Raw genomic sequence first — 24,047 nt, 5'->3', positions numbered from 1 at the left:
CTTCTGGAAACGGGCCTGGATCGATCGTCGGATGGGGCGGGGACCGGCGCTGGCCGCCGGTCCCCGTAAGTGCGCGCGCTTAGCGGAGGAGCTGGAGGATGCCCTGCTGCGCCGTGTTGGCGAGCGAGAGAGCCGAGGTGGCGATGGAGTTGCGGGTCGACAGCGCCTGTGAGTTGGCGGCCTCCTCGTTGAGGTCCGCGTTCACAAGGTTGGCGGCGCCGGTGTCGAGGATGTTGATCAGGTTCTTCGAGAAGTCCTGACGGTTCTGCACGATCGACAGGTTGGCGCCGAAGGTCGAGGACTGGGTCCGCAGCTGGATCGTGGCTTCGGACAGCTGCTCGATGGCGGCGTTGATATCAGTGTCCGACTGGAACCCGCCCTCGACGGCGTCGAGGCCGAGGCCGGCGGCATCGAACTTCACGCCCTGGATGTCCAGCGCCGAGGTGTTCTTCTCGTTGAAGGCGATGTGCAGGGTGTTGTCGGCGGCGCTGTTGCTGTTGCGGAACAGCAGGTTGACGCCGTTATAGCCGGAATCCTGGGCCTGCTGGGTGATCTTCTCGAGGATCAGGTTGAACTGCTGCGCCAGGGCCGAGCGCACCGAACTGGTGCCCTTGCTGCCGCCCACATCCGTGCCCGACCCCGTCTGGGAGGTGGCACCCGATCCGGAAACGCCGAAGCCGATATCGACACCTGCGGTACCGCCGGTCGTGACCTGGGCTGCCTGGATGGTCAGCTTCTGGTCGGAGCCGGAGGACTTCGTCGAGATGACGAGCTTGCTGTTGACGTAGCTCGCCTCGACCTTACCGGCGAGACCGGTATCGGCGTTGATCTGGTCGTTGATCGCCTTGGCGATGGCGGTCTGGCTGGTGGCGGCCGAAGTGCCGAGGTTCGTGTTGTTGAGCGTGATCAGCTTGAGCGGGCCGGTGCCGAGCTTCAGGGTGAAGGACGCGTCCTTCGTGCCGCTGAAATCCTTGGTCACGGTCTGCTCGGTGCCGACGATGGAGGCCTTGGACGAGCCGTCCGTCGCCTCGGTGCCGGAGGCGGTGACGCCGGTGGCGGCGGTGCCTCCGCCCGCGGTGGGGGTGCTGCTGGCGGTGGTGGTGGTGCCGAGGCCGAGGCCGGCGGTGTCGCGGGTCGCGGTCAGGGTCGGTGCGGCGGCGCCGGTGCCGACGGCGTTCGACTTCACTTGGAGCTTGTCGTCCACGAAGGAGACGGTGGCCTTGATGCCGCCCTGGTCGAGCTGGACCTGGATGGCTTCGGCGACCTTGGCCTGCGTGGCCGATTCGCCGATGGCATTTCCATCCTTGTCGAGGCTGGTCGACGAGACTGTGATGGCCTTGGCGGGGGTGGCGGGGGTGGTGATGATGCCGTCATGGATGGTGAAGGCGCTCGACTTGCCGCCGGAGAGGTCGATGGACCCGGCCGTGAGGCCGGTCGCGGTCACGGGCTCCTCGCCGGCAACCGCCGAGCCGATGCCGAGCCCCGCAGCACCCGTGCCGTCGACACCGCGCGTCAGCGTGACGGTGCCGCTGGTGCCGACCCCCTTCGAGGTAAATTCCAGTTTGTTGGCATTGAACGCGGCGGTGACGTTGACGCCGGCCGCGTCGAGCTGCGCCTGGATGGCGGCCTTGATGTCATTCTGGCTCGGCGTTGTGCCGAGTGTCCCACCGCCGACCTTCGCCGTGTCGGAAGCGATCGAGATCTCGACCGTCGTGGTGCCATCGCCGATCGAGAACGTGTTCGCGGTCGTGGTCAGGGCAAAGGGGTCACCATCCGTTCCTGTTACTCCAGAGACTGCCGTACCGGCCGCCGTCACCTTCGCTCCCGTGCTGGCGGACGGCGTGGTCGCGGCGTTGGTGGCCGTCAGCGTGTTGGCGGTGCCGAGGCCGAGGCCGATCGTGTCGGAGGCCGCGGTGATGACAGGCGCGGCGGTCGCCGAGTTGGGGCCGACGATCGTCAGCTTGTCGGCGGAGTCGATGTAGGCCGAGTAGCCGCCGGTCAGCTGCTTGTTGATCGCCTCGACAACCGATTTCTGGTTCGGGTTATTGCCGATGGCTTGACCGGAATTGTCGGTCTTCGTCGCGTCGAGAGTGACGGTGCCGCCACCGGTGACTGTGAAGGTCGCACTCTTGCCGGTCAGGTCGATGTTGTCGCCCAACGTCGTGGCGAGCTTCGCTGTAGCCTTGGTTTTGGTGAACAGGCCAAGCTGATCGGTCAGTCCTGTGCCGGACGTCTCGATGACAATATCAGCCGAGGCGTCAGCATCGGTCGTGAAAACGAGGTTGCCGTCAGTGGTAGTGCTTGCCGTGATGCCGGCACCTGTGCCCGCAAGTTGCTGGTTGATGGCATCGACAACGTTCGCGAGTGGCGGCGCCGAGCCGAGCGCCGTGCCATTCGTCCTCAGCGACGCCGCATCGATGCTGACCGTATTGCCGGCAACCGTGAAGACGGACTTCTGGCCCGCCTCGAGCGTCAAGGTCGCCGGCAGAGCGACCGCAGAGGTCGCCGTGCTGCTCGCGGTACCGCCACCGTTGACCAGGGCCGGCGCCGTATACTCGCCCACTGCCGCCGTCGTGGAATCCGCCGCCGCGGGATTGCCCGCGACCGGCGTGCTCGCCGTGAAGGTGCTGAAGCCGATGCCGGCTGCGCCGTTGCCGCCCGTGGTGTCGATGCCGCCGATCACGGAGATCTGCGCGTCGGGGCCGACATCGGCCGACTTGAACACGAGGCTGTTGGTGCTGGAGAGTTCGACCGTGGCGGTGGAGCCGCTATCCTTGAGCTGCTTGTTGATGGCCTTCGCGACATCCTCCCGCGTGGCCGAGGCGCCGAGCGTGCCGCCGAGCTCGTCGGTGGCCGAGTTCTTGTCGAGCTGCACCTGGACCGAGGTGTTGCCGTCGCTCACCACCAGGGAGGCGCTGCCGGTGGAGAAATCCGTGGCGACGGCCAGTTCGGCATTGGCGGTGACGGTGGCGGAGGTCGGCGTGGTGGAGGACTTGCCGTAGCCGATATCGATGGTGGAATTGGCCGAACCCGCCACGGTCAGGCTGGCGGACGCTCCCGTCGTCGTGGTCGAGAAGGTGATGCGGCCGTCGGGGCTGGTGCCGGCCGTGACCTTGCCGGCCAGCGCGCTGTTGTTGGCGATCTGGCCGTTGATGGCGGTGAGGAGCTGGTCCGACGTGACCTTGGAGAGGTCGGTGCCGGACGAGGCGAGGGTCGCGGAATCGATGCGGATGGTCGACTTGGTGCCGCCCAGGGTGATCTCGAGAGAGGCGTCCTTGGTCGGGCCGGAGAAGTCGAACGTGGTTTCGCCGGTGGCGCCGGTGGTGCCGAGGGAGGCCAGGGTCGAGGTGGCCGTCACCTTGGCGGCCTGCTCCGTAGCGCCGCCGCTGATGCCGCTGCTGCCGCCGGTCTTGTCGGCGAGTGCCTGACTGGCCGTGGACTTGGCGGTTTCGAGGAGCTTGGTGATCGAGGTGATGCCCTGGCTCGCCGCCTGGATCGCCTGGACGCCGTTGGAGATGCCGTCGAGCAGCGAGCTGATGTCGCTGGAGCGCGCCGACAGGCTCTGCGCCGTGAAGAAGTTCGTGGGGTTGTCCAGCGCCGAGTTCACCTTCTTGCCGGTGGAGAGCCGGCTCTGGGTGGTCGAGAGCAGGTTTGCCGTGTCCTGGAGCGAAAGCAGGTTTTGGCGCGTTGCGGCGGTGAGGGTGATGCTGCTGGACATCGTGTGGATCCTGTTGATCGAGACATCGCCCTGTTGGCGACGCCCCAGACAGGGGGTGATCCACTTATCGACATCTTAATTGATGCTCGAATTGTGTTTGTATTGAGGGGCAATGCGTCTCATCTAAGTAGCATAGTGTCTCAAAGCGTCTTTAGGTTACTTAGTATCTCAAACATAGTCGTTTTTGTCTCATAATCGAGCCCCCATACGGAATGGCCTGCTTGCCTTGGTCGCCGGCCCGTTTCAAATGACCGTGACGGCAGGCCGGATCACAATCGGCCGATAAGACTGTTCATCGCGACCCGATCCCGTTGAAATCCAAGTCTTCGTAAATTAAAGATTTATTAAAATATGATGTTATGCTGGTGATGTTGTACGTAAGTACTTCTCTATCGCTAGGATGTGGTCTGTTTGTACAAAGTCATGGTCGAGATGAATTCTCTTTCGAGTATCGGTTGATGATGTCGCCATTAGAAAATCTGTCTCAGGGCGAAGATTCCATAAGACATCAGGTTCCGTGCTGCGGCGTGACGACCATGGGCCTTCACCGTTTTGAAGGCCTTGATTTATGACGGGCATTCTCTGCGACCGTTTCATCGCTCCCACCGATCCGGCTTTGCTGGCTCAGTCCTGGTGCAATCATCTTGCGCCGGTCTTCGAGGCCGAGCTCGCGTCGGATGCCGATCTGGCCTCGCCGATCGCCCTGACCACGTATCATTTCGGGGAAGCCCTGATCGGCTCCGTGACCGCGCCGACCCAGCGCCTGAAGCGCTCGGCCCGGACCATCGCCCGGCAGGGCGTCGACCACATCCTGATCCAGTTCTACACCGCCGGCCAAAGCCGGATGGGCGCCGCCCGACGCTCAGTGGAGATCAAGGCTTCCCAGCTCGTGGTCTTCGACCTCACCCAGCCGATCGTCAGCGAGGCCGGGCCGGTCTCTGCCACCAACGTGATGCTGCCGCGCAAGCTCCTCGGCGACCAGATCGCCACCATCGAGAATTTGCACGGGCAACCCCTCGATTACCGCTCGGCCCCCGTGCGGCACCTCTCCTACACGTACCTGTCCGGCCTGGTGGCCAGCGCCGCCTCCGCCGAGGCGCACCAGCTGCGCTACCTGTCGAGCGCGGCCGCCGATCTCTGCGCCGCCTGTTTCCAGCCCGACGTGAACCAGGCGCCGGCCCTCGACCGGCTCAACAAGATCGCCATCTGCCAGTTCATCGAGCAGGAACTGGCCTCGGAATCCCTCGGGATCGACACGCTGATCACCCAGTTCGGGCTCTCGCGGGCCACGCTCTACCGGCTCTTCGAGCATGAGGGCGGGGTCGCCAGCTACATCCGCGAGCGGCGCCTGCTGCGGGCGATGAAGCTCCTCGGCGCGGCGGGCGGCCGCCCGCGCATCTCGTCGGTGGCCTACGCCACGGGCTTCTCCGACGAGAAGACCTTCAGCCGTGCCTTTCGCAGACGCTTCGGATTCCTTCCGAGCGAGGCACTGGAGGAGCGGCTGGTCGCGCACCGTAGCCAAGATAGCATTCCGGTGCTGCTCGGCTGGATGCGGAGCCTCAGCGCCTGAGCGCCACACGAGATCGGCAGAGACGTCGCCCGTCCGATCCGCCGGAGCCCGGATCGGCGGCTTGGACCGGCATCGGCGCAATGCCCGCACGGTCTCGTCGCACAATCCCCGGCTCTTCGAGGGTAGCCGGATTTGACACGGTCCGATTTGAGTCGGCTCAGCCGAACAGTACCCCGTAGCCCTCCTCGAACACCCGTCCGAGTTGGCGGCGGTAATCGGCATAGGCCGGCATGCCGGACGTCACGCGTCCGTAGCTGAGTTCCGGGCCGGCCGAAGCTTCGGGGATGAGCGCGAGCGGAGCCGCGGCCGGGGTCAGCTGCGTGCCGCGTCCCGCATGCAGCGTCGTGAGCAGCCCGAACATCTCGCCATGGATGGTCGGCCGGCAGAGCACGGCAAGGCGACACTGCCCCTGCCAATTGGTCAGGAGATAGATCATGCCCGACTGGTTCGGCACCGCGACGCTGCCGGTCTGGGCGAAAGGCGCATCGCTTCGCTCAGCCTCGCGGAAGGCAAGGCGTGCGCTCGCCGCGTCCCACGCGATCTCGGTGCGATAGGCGAAGACCGCATCCGCCATGCCGAAGGATGGCCGCAGAGTCAGATAGCGCCCTTCGAGCCAAGCGGCGGATTCCCGGGAATAGGAGCCGAGTTCGGAAGGAGCGTGCCGCGTCTCCGGTGCTGCGCTGACGGGCTCGGTGCCGTTGCGCAGGCGCTGGCCGAGCGCTTCCTCCAGGCGGATGGTGGTGGCGAGCGTGAAGGGCCGGCGGCCGGCCAGAGCCTTCTCCAGGGTCGAGATGCTGATCCTAGCCAGATCGGCGAGCGTTTGACGGGAGATCCGGCGACGGGCGAGCGCCTCGCGCACGGCCTGGGCAATGGCGCGGCTCTGGCCCTCGGGCAGCTCGGTCTCGGGTTCTTGCACGGTCTCTCGGCTCGTCGCTCGTCTCTGCAGAGATCCGCACGAAACCGCACAGGCTGGCAAGACACAGCTTGGTAAGAGGAGTGGCTCAATCCGCGCCGTCCACCGCCTCTGCCTCCACGACCAAGCGCAGCGGCCCCTGCACCAGGCCATCCAGAGGCCAGCAGGTCACGAGGGCGATGTTCCGTCCCGGGGCGGCCGGATCGATGCCCGATGCGTCCCAGGACACGACCCGGCTGCCGCTGATCCGGAAACGGATGGTGCGCCCGTCCCGTCGGGTCACCGAGACGACATCGCCCGGCTTCACCGCTGCGAGCACCGCAAATTGCGTATCGCGATGGGCCGCGAAGATGGCGGTGCCCGGCTCGCCCGCCTCCGGTGTCCCGTCGAGATGGCCGGGGCCGAAGGCCAGGGCCTGTCCGCTGCCGCCGCGCAGGGCTACGAAGCTCTGTCCCGCCACCGTGAGTCGTGCCACCGGCTCGGTATCGGCCGATGGCCAGGGCCGCACCGGGCGGCCCTCGGCGAGGCTTCGGGCGAAGGCACGCTCCAGGAGCACCTGCGCGAGCGCGGCCTTGGCGGGAATCCAGGCGGCTCCGACCAGGACGCCGAGGCCGGCGAGGATGAGGAGGGTGGCGAGCACCCTCCCCCCGGTCATGCGGCGCATCGGACGCTCCGCACCCGGCGAAGGGTGAGCAATCCGCCGAGCAGCAGGACGAGACCCAAGAGGATCTGCGCCCGGGTGCCCGCCGCGGTCTGGGGCAGCGGGACCGCCTGGGCCGGAACCATGGCCTGGGCCGGGATGAGAGCGGCGCGGCGCTCCTGCGGCGGCTGCGCGGCGCGCTCGCCGAAGACTTTCGCGAAGTCCCAGCCCGCCGGCAGGTTCAGGGGCAGATCGGTCGCCACGAGGGGAGCACCGGCCGGCCGGCGCGGGGTCGCGTCGACGGCGACGAGGCTCGTCAGGCGGGTCATCAGCTTATGCGCCAGGGCGAGCTGCAGGATCGTGGCATCGGCCTGGTTCGGCATTACGCGCCCGGTGACGCGGGCGGTTTCGGCCTCGGCGATCTTGGAGCGTGCCCAGACCTTCGAGATGCCCGTCCCCTCGGCCGCGTCGGCCAGGGACACGCTGGTCTGCCACGGCGCTTCGCCGATACGGCCCGTCAGTGTCAGGGTGCCCATCGGCTCCGCGATGTCGGCGGCGAGCACCACCGGCTCGCCACGGTAGAGGTCGGGCAGCGGATTCGGGGTGATGTCACCGCCGTTCGAGAGCGTCGCGGCAAGGTCGGTGACGGCGGGGGTCTCCAGCTTGGCATAGAGGCTGCGGGTGCGCTCGGCCACTTGGTCGACGGTGTGGATCGCGGTGTAGCTGCCCCGACCGATCTCGGCGGCGTGACGCATCAGGTGCCCGTTCGGAGCCGAGCCGATCCCGACCATGAACAGCCGGCTCCGGCCGAGGCCGTCGTGGATCGCGGCGAAGATCCGGTTCTCGTCGCCGATGGCGCCATCCGTGAGGAAGACGATCTGGCGGACGCGGCTCCGATCCTCCGGATGGCTGTCGGCGAGGGCCGCACGGAGGGGCGCAAGCATCTCGGTGCCGCCGCTCGCTTCCAATCCGGCGACGAAGCTCTCGGCCGCCCGCAGGTTCTCGGAATTCGCCGGGACCGGCTCCTGAAAGAGCTGGCTCATGGTGTGGTCGAAGCGGATGACGGTGAACCGATCGCTTGGCGTGAGCCGGGCAAGGCCGGCGAGCAGCCCGGCCTTCGCCTGCCGCATCGATGCGCCGGACATCGAGCCCGAATTGTCGATGACGAAGACCACGTCACGGGGCTGGCGCCGCGCCGCGTTCGCGTCCGGCGGGGTTACGGTAGCGAGGAGGTAGGTGCGGCCGGCCACCGTCTCGCGGAACAATCCGAGGCGCGGCTCCATGCTCGGCACGGGTTCCCAGGTGAGTTCGAAGTCGCGGTCGGCGGGGGCGACGCCGTCGGCCAGGGTCACGCGCCGGGATTCCGGGCCGGTCTCGTCGACATGGAGAGGATGGGTGGCGCTCCTCACCATGCCGAGCGGAAAGCCGGCCTGGAGCCGCACCGTGATACCGACGGGATTGACCGGGGCGGCCAGGGAGGGGTCGAGGACGGGCGCGGTGATCCGATCGCGATCGGGCACCGGGTCGGAGGCCGTCTCATCACGCGCCGAGACGAGATCCAGTGCGGGCGGGGCCGGGTTGTAGCGAGGAGCCACCACCAGGGGCAGCCTCAGGGAGCGGGTGCCCCCGGACATGGCCACCGTCTGCTGGTACTCAATCTGCACCAGCACGGTCTCGCCCGGTCCGATATTGGCGACGGTGTTGGTGAAGACATTCGGCCGCTCCTGCTCGGTCAGGGCCGCGCTCTGTCCGGCCGCCTTGGCCGCCTCGTAGATGCGCTTGGCCACCGCGCGTTCGCGGATCTCGGCGACGATCACCTTGTCGCCGATCACGAGCCTCATCGTATCGACCGCCGAATCTTCCGGCAGCGGGTAAAGGTAGGTGCCTTCCACCCAGGACCCGGTGGTGTTGCGGAAGGCTTGGGTCACTACTGTGCGGGCGGTCGGGCCGCTGATGGTGACGCTGAAATCGGTGCTGAGACGCGGCGCCTCGACCGGCGAGGCGGCATCCGGCACACGCAGAACCAGGCTGCCGCTCGACGGTGCCGGCAGGGCACTGGCCGAGCAGATCGAAATGAGTAGCGCGAGAAGCGCCAGGAACAACGGCGAAACGGGCTGGACGATTCCGGTGCCATCCGGCGGGCGGACGCGCTTGGTGAGAATTGAGGGCAGCATGGGTCTGATCTCCGGGCTCCCGGCTCGATGGCCGGCTCGTTTCGGAGATTCACCCGCGCATCGAAGCTTCGCCATGGGACGCTTCGGCCAGTCTCGGGCCGCACCCGGACGACTGAGCCCGGCGCAGGCGGATCTGTCCGGTGTCCGTCCGGTACCGTGCGGACAACGCGGTTCCGCTCCGCCTTCAAGAAGAGGCGAACCTCGCTGCATGGCCGCGTCCCAGGCGGCCGTGTTGCGGAAGGGTGGTCATCGGCGATTGCCGGGCAGGCTCGGGTTGCGCAGGCGCGGGTTGCGACAGCCAACTCCAAGCCCGTGAGATCCCCGACGACCGACGAGATGACGAGCTTGCGCTGGCCGTTTGAGAAGAGCATCGGCGTGGATTGGCTACATCTCGCCCGAACAGCCCTCGTGGCCGCGCTCGGGCTGTTCGCCGTACAATGCGAGGCATGCTCGCTTCGCATTGAGAAGCTTGTCGCGGGGCTCGAATTCGCCTTTAGCGGGCCTTGAACGCCTTGATCAGTTCGATGCCTGCCCGCAGCTTGGCAGTCCGCGCGTCCGATGTCCTGAGGCTGCGCACCATCTCGGTGAGGCACAAGGTCGCTCGCAGGCCTGTCGGTATACGTCGGCGGAAATGAAAGGTTCGTCCACGTAGGACGACATTCGCGATCGGTGCCACTCCGCTCCTTCGGCACCTGGCTGGGTGCCTTGTGTAGCAGCGGTGTGTAGCAACAGGCTCACACCGCAGGGCGACTGCGCGAGGAGGTCAATGATCGGAATGACTTAGGTGAGACAGTGGCTGGGGGACGAGGATTCGAACCTCGACTAGAGGAGTCAGAGTCCACTGTTCTACCGTTAAACTATCCCCCAACGAACCCTTTGAAGACAAGGCGTTTTTTAACGCCGCTCTTCGATCTGGGCCGGAAGCTTCGTGAGCGCCTCCGAACGAGGTTGTTCGCATAAGCCACCGCTCCCGTCCGGTCAACCACCCCGATGATGCCAAAATCACCGAGGATGTATTTCCACGGTCGGCGTCTCGCGGGCGGCGGAGTCGACTTCCCCGCCCAGCCGAGACCGGCCTTGCCGAGGGAGATGCAACCCGCCGACATCCATGTCACGCATTCCCGACGCGACGCACGCGCGCCCCCGCTCCTGACTGGCCGGATGTGCTGCGGCCGTGGGGCCATTCGTCCGATGGGAATATCGTGCGTAAATGTCAGCTCACCGAAACATCCATACTTGTCCGGGGTTGGCGAAGAGAGCGTGAGGCCCGATTCATTCCGGCGACGTTTCGGGCGGGGACCGTCAGTGTTCGAGGAACGTCACAGGGTCCGCGTGGAATGAGCCCCGCCGGACAAGAGCGCTCCCGCCGCAGGGCGAGGGAGGTCACGGGTTGAGCGCGCGCGAATACGATCTCCTCGTCATCGGCGGCGGCATCAACGGCGCGGGTATCGCTCGCGACGCGGCCGGGCGCGGCCTCGGGGTGCTGCTCTGCGAGAAGGGCGATCTGTCCGAGTTCACTTCGTCCGCCTCGACGAAGCTCATTCATGGCGGTCTTCGCTACCTCGAACATTACGAGTTCCGACTGGTGCGGGAGGCGCTGGCCGAGCGCGAGCGCCTATTGCGGCTCGCTCCCCACATCATCTGGCCGCTGCGCTTCGTCCTGCCACATGACGAGGGCTTACGCCCTGCCTGGATGCTGAGGCTCGGCCTGTTTCTCTACGACCACCTCGCCCGCCTGCAGACCCTGCCCGGCTCGGCCTCCCTGCGCCTGCAAGGCACGGATCTGGGCGCGCCGTTGCAGCCGCGCCTGACGCGCGGGTTCGCTTATTCGGATTGCTGGGTCGAGGATAGCCGCCTCGTGGTGCTCAACGCCATGGATGCGCGCGAGCGCGGCGCCGAAATCCGGACGCGCACCGCCGTCGAATCCGCCCATCGCGATGAGACATCCTGGGTCGCCACGATCCGCGACGTCGTATCCGGCCGCCGCGAGACCATACGTGCGGGCATGGTCGTCAACGCCGCTGGTCCCTGGGTCAGTGAGACCCTGGGGCGCACGCTCGGCCTCGCAAGCCGTGCGACGGTCAGGCTCGTCAAGGGTAGCCATATCGTCGTGAAGAGGCTCTATGATGGCGCGCAGGCCTATATCCTGCAACAGCCGGACGGGCGGATCGTCTTCGCGATCCCCTACGAGCGCGACTTCACCCTCATCGGTACCACGGATGTGCCCCATGGGGGGGAGCCGGGCCCGGTCCGAATCTCCGAGGACGAGACCCGCTATCTCTGCGACTGCATCAACCGGTCGTTCCGGGCTCGGGTCGGCCCCAACGACGTGGTGTGGAGCTTCTCGGGCGTGCGCCCGCTCTTCGACGATGCCGCCACGAATGTCTCTTCGGTCACTCGCGACTACGTCCTCGATGTCTCGAACCGCGATGGCCGCCTGCCCGTGCTCTCGGTCTATGGCGGCAAGATCACCACCTACCGGCGCCTCGCCGAACACGCGATCGATAAGCTCGCCCCCTATCGACCGGGGTTGAAGCCCGCCTGGACCGCCACTGGGATTCTTCCAGGCGGCGACATGCCGAATGCCGATATCACGAGGTTCGTCGGCGATCTCATGGCGCGACGGCCCTTCCTGCCGCCGATGATGGCGCGGCGCCTGGCCCGTGCCTATGGCACCCGCACGGACGAACTACTCGGCACGGCCCGAACCCTCGCCGATCTCGGCACCGATTTCGGAGAGGGACTCACGGCGGCGGAGGTGGATTACCTGATCGATCGCGAATGGGCACGCAGCGCGCAGGATATCCTCTGGCGCCGCTCGAAACTCGGCCTGCATCTGTCACCCGAGGGACAGGCCCGGCTCGAAGACTATATGACCGGCAAGGCCAGCGCAGCCTGAGAGCCGATGGACTCGCGCCCGGCCTCGCGAGCCGTACAGAAACGACACGCTCCAAGGATAGGAGGCGGCCATGACCCGTTATGTCGGTGCCCTCGATCAGGGCACGAGCAGCACGCGCTTCATCGTCTTCGATCGCGGCGGCGCAATCGTCGCGTCGGCCCAGCGTGAGCACGAGCAGATCTATCCCTGCCCCGGCCATGTAGAGCACGACGCGAACGAGATCTGGCGCAACACCCGCATCGTCATACGCGAGGCCCTGGCGATGGCGGGGCTGATCGCTTCCGACCTCGTCTCCATCGGCATCACCAACCAGCGCGAGACGACGGTGATCTGGGATCGCGCCACCGGGCGCCCGCTTCACAACGCCCTGGTCTGGCAGGATACGCGAGTGGACGGGCTCGTGAGCGAGTTCGCGCGCGATGGCGGCAAGGACCGCTTCCGGACGGTCACGGGGCTACCCTTGGCGAGCTACTTCTCCGGCCTCAAACTCGCATGGCTCCTCGACCGGGTGTCCGGCGCCCGCGCGGCGGCGGAGGCCGGGGATGTCCTGTTCGGCACCATCGATAGCTGGCTCGTCTGGAACCTCACGGGCGGACCCGCGGGCGGGCTGCACGTCACCGACGCGACCAATGCCAGCCGAACCCAGCTCATGGCTCTCGATACCCTCGATTGGGATCCCGGCATGATCTCGGCCTTCGGTATCCCCCCGGTGATGTTGCCGAAGATCGTCTCCTCGAGCATGGTCTATGGCGAGACGCGCGGCGCCCTCCCCGGGGTTCCCATCGCCGGCATCCTCGGGGACCAGCAGGCGGCCTTGTTCGGCCAGGCCTGCTTCTCTCCGGGCGAGGCCAAGAACACCTACGGCACCGGCTGCTTCGTGCTGATGAACACCGGGACGGCGCCGGTACCCTCCACCTGCGGCCTCGTCACCACCCTCGCCTACCGGCTCGGTGATCAGGCACCGGTCTATGCGCTGGAAGGGTCCATCGCCATTACGGGGGCCCTGGTGCAATGGCTGCGCGACAATCTCGGCCTCATTCGGGACAGTGCCGAGATCGAGCCCCTCGCCCGCACCGTGGAGGACAATGGCGACGTGTATTTCGTGCCGGCCTTTTCCGGGCTCTACGCGCCGCATTGGCGCGAGAGTGCGCGCGGCATCATCGCGGGCCTCACCCGCTACGCCAACAAGGGCCACATCGCCCGCGCCGCTTTGGAGGCCACCGCCTACCAGACCCGGGAGGTCATCGAGGCGATGGAGACGGATTCGGGGATCGCCATCAAGGAATTACGGGCCGATGGCGGCATGGTCCGCAATGACCTCCTCATGCAGTTCCAGGCGAACCTCCTCGCGGTGCCGGTGCTGCGCCCGAAGGTGACCGAGACCACGGCACTGGGCGCCGCATACGCGGCAGGCCTCGCCACGGGCTACTGGGCCGGCACGGGCGACCTCGTCGCCAATTGGGGCGTCGACCATCGCTGGCACCCACGAATGGACGAGGACCGGCGCAACCGGCTCTACGCCGCCTGGGGCAAGGCGGTGACGCGTTCGTTCGGGTGGACGGAAGCGACGGGATGAGGAAGGTCGGCCATTGCCGGCCTTCTTCGCCTCACCGTGACCCATCGAGAAAGAAATTGGAGGCCTCGCCCGGAATCGAACCGGGGTGCAAGGATTTGCAGTCCTCTGCGTAACCACTCCGCCACGAGGCCTCTCGCACATCCCATCGATGAGGGAATGGCGCCTCCGGATCGGACGGTCGATCCGGGGTGACCGGTCTCTTACAGAGCCCGGGCCCCGTCCGCAACGGGGATTCCGCGACAGGAGGCCAAACGGAGGCGAGGCCGTAAACAAAGCCGACAAATATGCGAAGAGGCCTTGCGTCCCGCCAAAGCCGTGTGTAGAGACCCCGCCGTGGTCCCCGATAGCTCAGTTGGTAGAGCAAGCGACTGTTAATCGCTTTGTCGTAGGTTCGAGTCCTACTCGGGGAGCCAATTTCCTCTTCGGTCGATTGTGACGCCGAACGAGGTATGGGTGTGAGGCCGATCGGTCTCCTCATTTCAAACATATTCTGTTCAGCCTCGGCCATCCATGGGCGCTTCGTTCTGCCGGACCGGCTATGCGTGGGTAGTGCGATGCGGTAGCCTCCCTCGGTGCGGGGGCCGTCATATTTTCGGCGTGTAGTGCTCGCACTGAGCTTCTATGTTCTCGAGCGGACGGGGCCTTCCTAACGATGGCAAAGATCGCTGACTCCGGGGGCAGTCAGAGACGGGGGCATGTCATGCTGCGGTCTATCTCCATCGTCGGAACCGCATTGCACGTTCGATGAAGTCTGCAAACATCCTGATGGACTACACGGATCTGGTGTCCTTCTTCAAAAGAGGGTTGCCGATCACCGGGATCCAGCGCGTCGTCTATGAGATCACCAGCGCGATACAGGCGGACGATCTCGACTGCGTCATCACTCCCATCGGCATCACCCCCTTCAAACGGCGGCTCGCGCCCATCAGTGCCCCGATGTTGGAACTCATCGAGGCCTATGGCCGGACCAATACCGTCAAGGGGCGCTCCCTCGTCGCCAAGGCGGTGGAGGAGCTAAGTTATGTCCGCATCTTCAAGAACCAGCCGGCGGCGGCTGCCGACAGTTCCGTGCCCCGCTCTGCCCCGTGGCTCGTCATGCTCGGGGCGAGCTGGTCGCGCTCGAATTATGCCGGCATCATCAGCGCGCTGAAATCCGCCAACATCTCCTGCCGCAAGGCGATCCTGGTCCACGACATGCTGCCGATCGAGCAGCCGAAGCTCACCTTCCGTTCAGCCCATGAGACGTTCAAGCGCTGGATTGATCTCGTGCTCGAGACGGCGGACGTGATCTTCACGCCATCTCGCGCCACCGCGGAAGCCTTGATCGCCTATCAGGGGTTCGATTGCGGGCGGATCGTGACCCTCGATTTCGGTGTGTCGCAGATCGGTGACAACACCCCACCGAAGCCGTTGAAGGTGAAGGGGCCCTACATCCTCTATGTCTCTTCGGTGCATCCGCGGAAGAATCACCGGGTCGCCATCAAGGCTTGGTCATTGGCCTTCAAGGGCAATGAGGAGGCGGCCCCGGGCCTGGTCTGCGTCGGGCATAGCAAGCGCAGGAAGCGCATGATGCTGCGTGCAATCATCAGGCGGACGCCATTGCTGGCGCGGAAGCTCCACTTCCTCGCAAAGGTCGATGATCTGGCCCTGCGGACCCTCTACAAGAATTGCCAGATGTTCGTGTTTCCCTCTCGCTACGAGGGTTGGGGGCTACCGGTGGCCGAGGCCCTGAGCTTTGGTAAGTTCGGCATCGTCTCGAAGACCACGTCCCTGCCCGAGGTTGGTCGGCACTTCGTCGACTATGCCCCTCCCCATATGACGAGGGAATGGGCCGACAAGATCAAGGCCTATGCCACCGATCCCGAGTTGCTCCGAGAGAAGGAGCGCGAGATTGACAGGAACTATCGCCCCGCCACCTGGACTGATACGGGCCGGCAGATCATGGCGGCCCTTCGCCGTGTGGACGAGGAGGCCAAGACCGCTCGGGCTGCCAAACGTCCCACCCCGTCCCACGGGACCCCGGCGCCGGAGGACACCGCCAGGCAGCGCGTCTCTCAGACGACATCGTGATGCTGGTCGCTCCCTCGCTGCCTTCCCATTAACGTGAACTCCTGCCCTGGACACCCCGCAGGAACCGCCTTAATCAGGCGCACCAATGACTTGAAGAGGATCCATGGATTCGGGATCGAGGCAATCAAATGCGAGATGACCTTGCTGTCTGTCGGCGGGATAAGATCTTTGGTCGCGCTGGATTGCTGGGTTTATAGTCACCTAAGCATCGATATGACTTTGTTTGGCTCCTAAATATTGATTGCCGTGGGACGAAAGCTAGAGCGTCAATCGTGTTGATGGTTGTGGGTCTAGGTTGTGCAGTGACGATGAGATCGTCGTTTTCGTTTAGATAATCCAAGAATTGAGGACGTGATCTATGGCGACATCCATCACCCGGTACGTGCGTGGAAAAGGCGAGATTCCGCTGGCCTGGGCCGGTTCGACCCTGGACATGAACTATCTCAACTTCGGCGACGCCTTGAGCCCGGTGATGATCGCGCTGCTCTCGGGCAAGCCGATCCGCAGAACGCCGATGAAGTCCTTCGCGCCTCGCCTGTCCTGCGTCGGTACGATCGGACACGGCTTCGCCAATGGTGAGGTCTGGTTCTGGGGAACGGGCTGCTCGAACTGGGCCAACCCCTCGGCGCCGGCGAACGAAAAGAAGCCGTTCGTTCCTTCGGCGGATTCGCACTTTACCGTGACCGCCACACGTGGGCCGGTCTCAGAATCGCTCCTCTCGGCCAAGACCCTCTCGCATGCCGTTCCCTACGGTGACCCAGTCTGGCTGCTGCCGCTTTTCTACAAGCCGACCGTCAAGAAGCGCTACAAGCTCGGTGTCATCCTACACCTGTCGGAGCTCGCAAATCGCGAGATGGAGGCGGTGCCGCGCAAGGAGATCGCGCGCTTCAGAATTCCGGCCGAACTCGCCGACGACGTCCATCTCATCACGACCGTCACCGAACTGCATGTCGGCGCGCTTCAGTCGAAGATCGACGAGATCCTGTCCTGCGAGCGTATCGTTTCCACCAGCCTCCACGGGATGGTGATCGCGGAATCCTACGGCATTCCCTGCCTGTATTTCGCGCCGAGCCTGAGCAAAGACGGGCTGCAATCGGTGGAACTCACCCCCGAGGGGGATGTCGACCTGCGCATCGTCGATCTTTACACCGGCCTCGGCCTGCCGAAGATCGATGTCTACAACCAGCCGCGGCCCAAGCCGAGCGACTGGCCCGCCATCATGAAGGCCATCGACAAGAGCTGGTCGCCGAAGAGCTTTGATGGCGATGCCCTGATCAACGCCTTCCCTGTCGATCTGAGCCCGATCTCCGCCGCGCCCGGCGAGACGATCTGGGAGCACAAGGCGCTGACTGACCTGAAACTACGTCACGATGTCAGCGAGCTGAACCGCCTGGACCGCAAGGAATTTCCGGGAGGTGCCAAAGTGGCAGCCGCCCGATTTCCTGACGAATCTCCCAAAGGCGCTCCCAAAGCCGCTGCGAGAGCTGTGGCCGAAAAGACTGTCTCCGAGCCAGCTGGCGAAGATGCTGCGGCGAAGCTAGAAAAAAAAAAGAGCTCCGTCGCTCTCCTGAAGCGCATTAAATCGACCCTGCCGCCCGGTTCGGTCCCCCTGGCCTGGGCGGCCAGTTCGCAGAAATTTCCCTACGCCAATTTCGGTGACGCGCTGAGCGCCGTCATGGTCGCCGCCATCTCCGGGCGCGTCGTGCGGCATGCGGCCTTCGACAGCAATTCCGAGCGTCTCGTCGCGGTCGGAACCATCGGCCATGCCATCACCAACGGGACGGTCCACATGTGGGGCACCGGTCTCGATGCCCAGCGCAGGCCGGGCAGTCCGAACCCGGCGCCCTATCAGCGCCCGGCGGGGACCGAGTTCCACGTCCATGCCGTGCGCGGCCCCAAGACCGGCGCCGTACTGAGGGCGCAGGGCATCACGGTGCCGGAGATCTACGGCGATCCGGTCTACCTGCTGCCCAAGTTCTGGCCCATGGACCATGTGGCGAAGACCCATGAGATCGGCGTCATCGTCCACCTGACCGAGCTCTCCTCCCAGGATCCCGCCGCCACCGTCCTCGACGTGATGACACGCTACGGTATCCCCCCCGAGCGCAAGGGCGATATCCGGATCATCAACACGATCACCGACCGTGACGCCCCGTCGCTGCGCGCCAAGGTCGAGGAAATCGTGTCCTGCCGGCACATCCTCTCCACCTCGCTCCACGGCCTCGTGATCGCGGAATGCTACGGTATTCCGAGCGCCTGGTTCGCCACCTATGGCCAGGGCGAGGGCCGTGAACTCAAGCTCGACGACGATGAGGAGAAGGTCGATCACCGGGTGCGGGATTTCTATCTCGGCGCCGGTGTGACCCGCCTCAACGCCTTCTGCCTGGAGCGGCGCGCCAAGCCCGAATGGGACAAGGCCCTCGACTGGATCAAGGCCACATGGCGTCCCTTGGCCTACTCGCCCCAGGCCCTGTTCGAGGCCTTCCCCCTGCCGAAGGCGGTCGAGTTCGATGCGACGCCCTGGCCGGTGGAGCCGAAGGTGCTCAAAGCGCTCAAGTTCTAGGCTTCCGGCTCCGCGGAACGCGTCATATCGTCGAGTCCACGCGCCGATCTTGGAGAACTGAACTCCGTCCCTTTCGGAGACGTCACCGCCCGGGGAGCAGGAACGGAATGCTTCCGTTATGGACCCGGGCCGCCGACGCGAAGACGGCACTTGATCCAAATCTTTCATTTGGTCCGAGTCTCTATCCTAGTCGCCAACGACCCATCGCAGAACCATCCAAGGAAGTCTGGAATGCCTAAAAGTGTGATGCTGGATGGGTACAATCTCGGCCTGGAGAAAGGGACCGGAGTCGCCACCTACGCCCGCAACCTGAGCTACGAGTTGCACGAGCTCGGCTACCGGACCGACGTCCTCTACGGGACCCGCGCATCGCCGGGCATCGATCCACTCCTGCGCGAGATCTCCTTCTTCGATCCGGCGGTGGGCGTCCCGCCGCAATGGCTGGTGATCCTGCGCTATCTTCGCGACCAGCTCACCTCGCCCCTGGGGCGGCGTGCGGTGAAAGTGCCGATCACCGGCACCGTCATCAGCAAGACATTCGAAGCGCGGATGCCGTATTTCGACCAGATCTGGAACAGCGTGAACCTGTTTGACGTCGCGCTCGCCTATTTCAAGACCTACAACCGCACCCTGCGCGTCAGCGGCCTGCGTACGCCCGACATCATGCACTGGACCTATCCTCTGCCGATCCGGATTCCGGGCGCCAAAAACATCTACACCCTGCACGACCTCGTGCCCCTGCGTCTGCCCTTCACCACCGGCGACATCAAGCGGCGCTACCTACGCCTGATGCGGCGTATCGTGAAGGATGCCGATCACATCGTCACCGTGTCCGAGACCTCGCGCCGCGACATCATCAACTTGCTCGGCTGCCCCGAGCACCGGATCACCAACACTTACCAGTCGGTGGAAATCCCGAAGAAGTTCGCCGAGAAGCCCGAAGAGGTGGTCCGCCGCGAGATCGAGGGCGCGTTCGGCTTGCCCTATAAGGGCTATTTCCTGTTCTTTGGCGCCATCGAGCCCAAGAAGAATGTCGGCCGCCTCGTCGAAGCCTATCTCGCCAGCCAGGTCTCGGCACCTCTCGTCATCGTCGGCGGCGCGGCCTGGAAATCGGATGTCGAGTTCAAGTTCATCAATCCGACGACGAACTCGTATCTCGAACAGATCGACAACATGACCTACCAGCGCGACCGCATCCGGCGGTTCGACTACGCGCCGTTCTCCCTTCTCGTCAGTCTCATCCGCGGCGCCAAAGGCGTGGTGTTCCCCTCCCTCTACGAAGGCTTCGGCCTGCCGGTGTTGGAGAGCATGCTGCTCGGCACTCCGGTCATCACCTCCAAGGAGGGCTCGACGCCGGAGGTCGCCGGTGATGCCGCGCTGCTGATCAACCCCTACGATGCACGCGACATCGCCGACGCGATCCGCGCCGTGGATTCGGATGCGGATCTGCGCGGGCGCCTCTCCGAGATGGGCAAGGTTCAGGCGGCGAAGTATAGCCCCGAGATCTATCGCGGCCGCCTCAAGGAACTCTACGAGCGAATCTGAACGACCCTTTCCGGACCGCCGCCGGCCTCGTCGGCAGGCGGTTCGGACCACGATGAGGCCTCGACCCGAAATGGCGATTCTCGTGACCGGAGCGGCGGGCTTCATCGGTTACCATGTGGCCGATCACTTGCTCGCGCGTGGCGAGACGGTCATCGGAATCGACAATCTCAATGATTATTATTCCGTCGCACTCAAGCGTGACCGGATCGCCGATATCGCGACGCGCCGGGGCGACGCGTTCCGCTTCCTGCCCATCGACTTCTCCGATCACGAGGCCCTGGACAGGGGGCTGGACGGGCATGGGGTCGACAGGATCGTCCATCTGGGCGCGCAGGCCGGGGTGCGCTACTCCATCGAGAACCCGCGCGCCTACATTCAGGCCAACGTGGTCGGTCACCTCAACATTCTGGAATTCGCGCGTCACCGGGGCGTGGCGCATCTCGCCTATGCCTCGTCCTCCTCGGTCTATGGCGGCAATACCTCCCTGCCCTTCCGGGTCGAGGACCGCGTCGATCATCCGGTCTCGCTCTATGCCGCCACCAAGAAAGCGGACGAGTTGATGAGCGAGACCTACGCCCATCTTTATCGCCTGCCCCAGACGGGCCTGCGCTTCTTCACCGTCTACGGGCCGTGGGGACGGCCCGACATGGCCTTGTGGCTGTTCGCCAAAGCCATCTTCGCGGGCGAGCCGATCCGCGTGTTCAACGACGGCGCGATGCGGCGGGATTTCACCTATATCGATGATATCGTCGCCGGCATCCTCGCCTGCCTCGACAATCCGCCGCCCGATGACGGCGCGGAGAAGGCGGGCGGCAGTCATGCGCCGCACCGGCTCTTCAACATCGGCAACAACACGTCGGTGCCGCTTCTGCGCATGATCGACGTGCTGGAGGAAGCTTGCGGGCGTCCGGCGATCCGTCGGTCCGAGCCGATGCAGCCCGGCGACGTGAGGGAGACCTATGCCGATCTCAGCGCCATCTCCCGTGACCTCGGCTATGCCCCGACGACGCCGATCGAAATCGGCATCCCGGCCTTCGTGCGCTGGTTCAAGGCCTATCACCGGCTCGGTTGATACGAACCAGACACCCCCGCGGCGACGGCATTGCAGATGGACAGCGTCCTATCGGGGACCCGGCTGCTAGCGGGAGGTCCCTCATCCCCCAAATGGGGGATGGCAGCAATTGGCGGGATGCTAGTGTTCCCAGGACCGACGGGCTCGACCTAACCCGGGATTCCTATGGAACAGAGATGTTCATCGATTGCCGTATCACCTACGACCTCCGATCAGATGATCGGAGCCTCGACCTTTGGACAGTGTTCGACACCAAGACCGGCCGCCCGGCATTGGTGAATGGTGTCCGGCAGGTCGGGCTTGCCTTCGCTGCGGCCGACGCACTGGTCGACGTCCTGAACGCCATGGAGCGCGCCGCGCCTGGCTCGTCCGTAACCTGGTGAAGCAGGGCGCAGCGCCCTGGATCGTCGGTCTTTTCGCCCTCATGGCCGGGAGCGTTCGCGCCGTGAGCCGATCACGGGCGTGAACGACTTTAGCCCCTTCGGCGCCCCGTCCTTAAGACAACGCTAACCCTGTTCTTTTACCACGTTGGGGTCGGCGAGGAGCCGTCCCGATGTAAGGGCCGTGCGTCTTGGACGTGGGCGATCCTCTGGGGCGATCTTTGGCCGCCGCGTCCATCGCGCCGGTCCGGGATGCGCGAAGGGACGTCCGTGAAACATCCCGGGCAGTGGTCTTGTCGCGCGAGACGTTCGACGCCAGGGCCGCGGAGAGACAGTCGTCCGGGATGCGTGCAGGGCCGACCGCAGGATGGCGCAGGACGGGGCTTCGTAGCCTGATCCTGACGGCCGCCGTCGCCTTGCCGGGGGTGCAGGCGCAGGCCCAGTCGCGCCCGGCGACACAGCTTGCTACCCCGACTTTCGGCAGCACGAATCCCTCCTCCGCCACGGGTGCCGGTACCACGGGTGGTCCGACCCTGCGTGGGAGCGGCGCGTCCGGCGATGCATCGACGGGTGCCGCCTCCCCAAGCGACGGCGCTTTTTCGCAGACGGACGATGGTTCGGCCGGCACCGCTGCCCGGCGGCGCTCCCCTTCGCCCGTTCCGCCTGTGGCTTCGAGCGCCGGCAACAACCGCAATCCCACCGATCTCTTGCGCATGCGCGCGATCCCACCTCGTCGTTTCGGCGTGGCGACGACGCGGCCGGTCCGTTCCATCGTGCGGACGCCATCGCCGGACCTGCGCCTGACCCCGGTGATCCGCAGTGCCGTCGTCGGCGCGCCGTTGCCGACCCCGTCACCCGCCCCGCCCCTGGCGCCGTCCCTTACCCTGCTACCGCTCGCCGGGATCAGCACGCCGGGTGCTTTCCTCGGCTCGGCCCTGCGCAGGCCGCTGGTGGTGGACGAGGCCTATGCCCCCCTCGGCATCAAGCTCGGGACCTTCACCTTCCTGCCGGTGTTCCAGCAGAGCGTGGGCTACGACACCAATCCGGACCAGATCACGCCCAACCGCGCCAAGGGGTCGCTCGCCCTGCGCACCGAGGGCGAACTCGCCTTCCGCAGCGACTGGTCCTCGCACGAACTCGCGGGCGAACTCCGCGGCGGCTATCTCGACTTCCCTGACAACCAGGCCGCCAGCCGGCCCAACGGCGCGGGTACCGTTCGCCTGCGCCTCGACGCCAACCGCAGCACCACCGTCGATGTGGAGACCCGCTTCCTCGTCGACACGCAGCGGCCGGGCTCGCCCGACATCAATGCCACGCTCTCGAACCGCCCGATCGTGGCGAGCTACGGCACGACGATCGGCGTCACCGAAACGTTCAACCGGCTGCAGGTCTCTCTCCGCGGCCTCATCGACCGGTCGGAATTCGAGAGCGCGACGCTCTCCAACGGTGCGATCCTGAACCAGAGCGACCGCAACCTGAACCAGTACGGGCTGAGGCTGCGCGCCTCCTACGAGATCTCGCCCGTCATCTCGCCCTTCCTCGACGTCCTGGCCGATACCCGCGTCTATGACCTGCGCACGGATTCCAACGGGATCCGCCGGAATTCCGATGGCATCACGGTCACGGGCGGCGCGCGCGTGGCGCTCACCCGTTTCGTCAACGGTGAGGTCTCGGCGGGTCTCCAGCATCGGACCTATGTCGATCCGGGCCTGAAGGACCTCACCGCGCCGATCATCAACGCGGCCCTGATCTGGACGGCGAGCCCGCTCACCACGGTGCGGCTCAACGCGGCCACCGGCATCATCGAAACCGCCGTCCCGGGATCGAGCGGCGTCCTGACCAAAGCGGTGACGCTGGAGGTGCAGCACGACCTCCTGCGCAACCTGTCGATCACGCTGGGCGGCGGTTACCTCGCCAGCGACTACGACCGGGTCAACATCACCGAGCGTGGTTTCTCAGCCACCGCACGGCTCGACTACCGCTTCAACCGCTGGCTCTCCCTGCGCGGCAGCTACATCTACCAGCAGATCGACAGCAGTTCCGCTGGGTCGAGCTTCAGTGCCAATACCTGGCTGCTGGGGCTACGGGTCACGCCTTGAGGGGGCTCGGGCCGCCTCCTGAAACCTGAGCGTCCGCAGGGCTTCAGGCGGCCTCTGTCAGGTGCCGGATAAGGCCCTACCGCGCCAATGCCAGCGACGCGCCGGACTTGGAGAGCGCTCCGTCCAGCGCCCCGCCGCCCTGGCGCAGGCGGGCCGTCACGGTGCCGCCTGGCTGGTAGAGATAGACTTCGCCGTCGCGGTAATCCCAGGCCGTGACCTTCGCCAGATCCTTGTTGGCGCAACCGGACGCATTCGCCTTGTAGAGGTCGAGGGCGGGGGCGCTCGACAGGGAGACCTTGCAAGTCGAGCCCGTGGCGTCCCTGGCGTTCCAGCTTCCCACCACCGAGGAGCGACCGCTCGACACGACCGGCGGAGCCGGCGGCGGCACATAGACCGGCTCGGCAACGACCGGGGCGGGCGCGACGGCCACGTCCGTACCTACCGGAGGCGGGGCGTCGACAGGGGCGGCGCTGGCGCCTGGTGGAGGAGCAAGGGGGGAAGAGGTCACCGGACCGGCGGGCATGGCCGGTGCGGCCGGCTCGAGAGCGGCCTGGGCACCGAGACCGGCACGGCTGCCGCGGCTCGGCCCATCGAGGCGCGACGAGCTGCAGGCGCCGAGGCCTGCGGCAAGGGCGACGAGGGCAACGGTCGACAGGAACTGACGCGGCATTGATCTCTCTTCCCGGCGGGGACATCGGCAATAGACCGCTGCGTCACCGCCAATTGCGCTGACGGCAAGGCAATGCGGGACGACCGAGAGGGGAAAGGCGCATCGCTCTGGCTTTTCGGACACGGTGTGGCGGCAAGGCCTCAATCGCCCCCGCGCAT

Annotated in this window: 15 protein-coding genes and 3 tRNA genes; 10 read left to right on the top strand and 8 right to left on the bottom strand. The window is 65.7% G+C overall.

Annotation, left to right across the window (positions count from 1 at the left end; translation table 11 throughout):
- Positions 1-79: 79 nt before the first annotated feature.
- Positions 80-3,718 (bottom strand): flagellin, encoded by a 3,639-nt coding sequence (locus IPV08_RS15360; protein WP_207412482.1) that lies wholly within the window; start codon positions 3,716-3,718, stop codon positions 80-82.
- Positions 3,719-4,286: 568 nt separating this feature from the next.
- Between IPV08_RS15360 and IPV08_RS15355 the strand changes: the two genes are divergently transcribed.
- Entirely contained in the window at positions 4,287-5,288 is a 1,002-nt protein-coding gene (locus IPV08_RS15355; protein WP_207412481.1) for a helix-turn-helix domain-containing protein, read from the top strand.
- Between the two features lie 157 nt (positions 5,289-5,445).
- On the opposite strand, the gene IPV08_RS15350 is transcribed toward IPV08_RS15355, so the two are convergent.
- The 5 genes from IPV08_RS15350 to IPV08_RS15335 form a co-directional block, all read right to left on the bottom strand.
- Positions 5,446-6,204, bottom strand: coding sequence for a helix-turn-helix transcriptional regulator (locus tag IPV08_RS15350; protein WP_207412480.1), 759 nt, complete (start codon positions 6,202-6,204; stop codon positions 5,446-5,448).
- 85 nt (positions 6,205-6,289) lie between these two features.
- Positions 6,290-6,865, bottom strand: coding sequence for a class GN sortase (locus IPV08_RS15345; protein ID WP_207412479.1), 576 nt, complete (start codon positions 6,863-6,865; stop codon positions 6,290-6,292).
- The gene (locus IPV08_RS15340; protein WP_207412478.1) at positions 6,853-9,015 is read right to left on the bottom strand and encodes a marine proteobacterial sortase target protein; all 2,163 of its coding nucleotides are present in this window, start codon (positions 9,013-9,015) and stop codon (positions 6,853-6,855) included. Before IPV08_RS15340 ends, IPV08_RS15345 begins: the two co-directional genes overlap by 13 nt.
- Positions 9,016-9,508: 493 nt before the next feature.
- The gene (locus IPV08_RS25085; protein ID WP_348646135.1) at positions 9,509-9,691 is read right to left on the bottom strand and encodes a DUF6538 domain-containing protein; all 183 of its coding nucleotides are present in this window, start codon (positions 9,689-9,691) and stop codon (positions 9,509-9,511) included.
- A gap of 117 nt (positions 9,692-9,808) precedes the next feature.
- Positions 9,809-9,882 (bottom strand) — tRNA-Gln (locus tag IPV08_RS15335).
- A gap of 523 nt (positions 9,883-10,405) precedes the next feature.
- Between IPV08_RS15335 and glpD the strand changes: the two genes are divergently transcribed.
- Together glpD and glpK are read left to right on the top strand one after the other, a co-directional pair.
- Positions 10,406-11,914, top strand: a complete 1,509-nt coding sequence (gene glpD / locus IPV08_RS15330) for a glycerol-3-phosphate dehydrogenase (protein WP_207412477.1) — start codon at positions 10,406-10,408, stop codon at positions 11,912-11,914.
- Between the two features lie 70 nt (positions 11,915-11,984).
- On the top strand, positions 11,985-13,490 hold the full coding sequence (gene glpK / locus IPV08_RS15325) for a glycerol kinase GlpK (protein WP_207412476.1): 1,506 nt from the start codon (positions 11,985-11,987) through the stop codon (positions 13,488-13,490).
- 57 nt (positions 13,491-13,547) lie between these two features.
- Here the strand turns inward: glpK and IPV08_RS15320 are convergent.
- Positions 13,548-13,621 (bottom strand) — tRNA-Cys (locus tag IPV08_RS15320).
- Positions 13,622-13,827: 206 nt separating this feature from the next.
- On the opposite strand from IPV08_RS15320, the gene IPV08_RS15315 reads away from it, so the two are divergent.
- From IPV08_RS15315 to IPV08_RS15285, 7 genes are all read left to right on the top strand, one after another.
- A tRNA-Asn gene (locus IPV08_RS15315) sits at positions 13,828-13,903 on the top strand.
- Between the two features lie 331 nt (positions 13,904-14,234).
- Positions 14,235-15,560: a glycosyltransferase family 1 protein gene (locus IPV08_RS15310; RefSeq protein ID WP_207412475.1), complete on the top strand. Its 1,326-nt coding sequence runs from the start codon at positions 14,235-14,237 to the stop codon at positions 15,558-15,560.
- A 358-nt stretch (positions 15,561-15,918) separates the two neighbouring features.
- The gene (locus IPV08_RS15305; protein WP_207412474.1) at positions 15,919-18,123 is read left to right on the top strand and encodes a polysaccharide pyruvyl transferase family protein; all 2,205 of its coding nucleotides are present in this window, start codon (positions 15,919-15,921) and stop codon (positions 18,121-18,123) included.
- Between the two features lie 231 nt (positions 18,124-18,354).
- The gene (locus IPV08_RS15300) at positions 18,355-19,668 is read left to right on the top strand and encodes a glycosyltransferase (protein WP_246747975.1); all 1,314 of its coding nucleotides are present in this window, start codon (positions 18,355-18,357) and stop codon (positions 19,666-19,668) included.
- A 70-nt stretch (positions 19,669-19,738) separates the two neighbouring features.
- Positions 19,739-20,740: an NAD-dependent epimerase/dehydratase family protein gene (locus IPV08_RS15295; RefSeq protein ID WP_207412473.1), complete on the top strand. Its 1,002-nt coding sequence runs from the start codon at positions 19,739-19,741 to the stop codon at positions 20,738-20,740.
- 176 nt (positions 20,741-20,916) lie between these two features.
- Positions 20,917-21,123 carry a hypothetical protein gene (locus tag IPV08_RS15290; RefSeq protein WP_056433887.1) on the top strand — a complete coding sequence of 69 codons (207 nt, stop codon included), beginning with the start codon at positions 20,917-20,919 and terminating at the stop codon, positions 21,121-21,123.
- A 341-nt stretch (positions 21,124-21,464) separates the two neighbouring features.
- The gene (locus IPV08_RS15285) at positions 21,465-23,219 is read left to right on the top strand and encodes an outer membrane beta-barrel protein (protein WP_207412472.1); all 1,755 of its coding nucleotides are present in this window, start codon (positions 21,465-21,467) and stop codon (positions 23,217-23,219) included.
- Positions 23,220-23,295: 76 nt separating this feature from the next.
- Here IPV08_RS15285 and IPV08_RS15280 read toward each other — a convergent pair whose 3' ends face one another.
- The gene (locus IPV08_RS15280; RefSeq protein WP_056433882.1) at positions 23,296-23,889 is read right to left on the bottom strand and encodes an AprI/Inh family metalloprotease inhibitor; all 594 of its coding nucleotides are present in this window, start codon (positions 23,887-23,889) and stop codon (positions 23,296-23,298) included.
- Positions 23,890-24,047 lie beyond the last annotated feature (158 nt).

Source organism: Methylobacterium sp. SD274, from assembly GCF_017355285.1.
Taxonomy (GTDB): Bacteria; Pseudomonadota; Alphaproteobacteria; order Rhizobiales; family Beijerinckiaceae; genus Methylobacterium.
This window is presented reverse-complemented; position numbering and strand designations above follow the sequence as displayed.

What these genes read in the sequence shown, in the direction of transcription:
- IPV08_RS15280 (WP_056433882.1), bottom strand. Translation starts at nt 23,889, where the DNA reads ATGCCGCGTCAGTTCCTGTCGACCGTTGCCCTCGTCGCCCTTGCCGCA.
- IPV08_RS15295 (WP_207412473.1), top strand. Translation starts at nt 19,739, where the DNA reads ATGGCGATTCTCGTGACCGGAGCGGCGGGCTTCATCGGTTACCATGTG.
- IPV08_RS15285 (WP_207412472.1), top strand. Translation starts at nt 21,465, where the DNA reads ATGCGTGCAGGGCCGACCGCAGGATGGCGCAGGACGGGGCTTCGTAGC.
- glpK (WP_207412476.1), top strand. Translation starts at nt 11,985, where the DNA reads ATGACCCGTTATGTCGGTGCCCTCGATCAGGGCACGAGCAGCACGCGC.
- IPV08_RS15310 (WP_207412475.1), top strand. Translation starts at nt 14,235, where the DNA reads ATGAAGTCTGCAAACATCCTGATGGACTACACGGATCTGGTGTCCTTC.
- IPV08_RS15355 (WP_207412481.1), top strand. Translation starts at nt 4,287, where the DNA reads ATGACGGGCATTCTCTGCGACCGTTTCATCGCTCCCACCGATCCGGCT.
- IPV08_RS15290 (WP_056433887.1), top strand. Translation starts at nt 20,917, where the DNA reads ATGTTCATCGATTGCCGTATCACCTACGACCTCCGATCAGATGATCGG.
- IPV08_RS15360 (WP_207412482.1), bottom strand. Translation starts at nt 3,718, where the DNA reads ATGTCCAGCAGCATCACCCTCACCGCCGCAACGCGCCAAAACCTGCTT.
- IPV08_RS15345 (WP_207412479.1), bottom strand. Translation starts at nt 6,865, where the DNA reads ATGCGCCGCATGACCGGGGGGAGGGTGCTCGCCACCCTCCTCATCCTC.
- IPV08_RS15300 (WP_246747975.1), top strand. Translation starts at nt 18,355, where the DNA reads ATGCCTAAAAGTGTGATGCTGGATGGGTACAATCTCGGCCTGGAGAAA.
- IPV08_RS15305 (WP_207412474.1), top strand. Translation starts at nt 15,919, where the DNA reads ATGGCGACATCCATCACCCGGTACGTGCGTGGAAAAGGCGAGATTCCG.
- IPV08_RS15340 (WP_207412478.1), bottom strand. Translation starts at nt 9,015, where the DNA reads ATGCTGCCCTCAATTCTCACCAAGCGCGTCCGCCCGCCGGATGGCACC.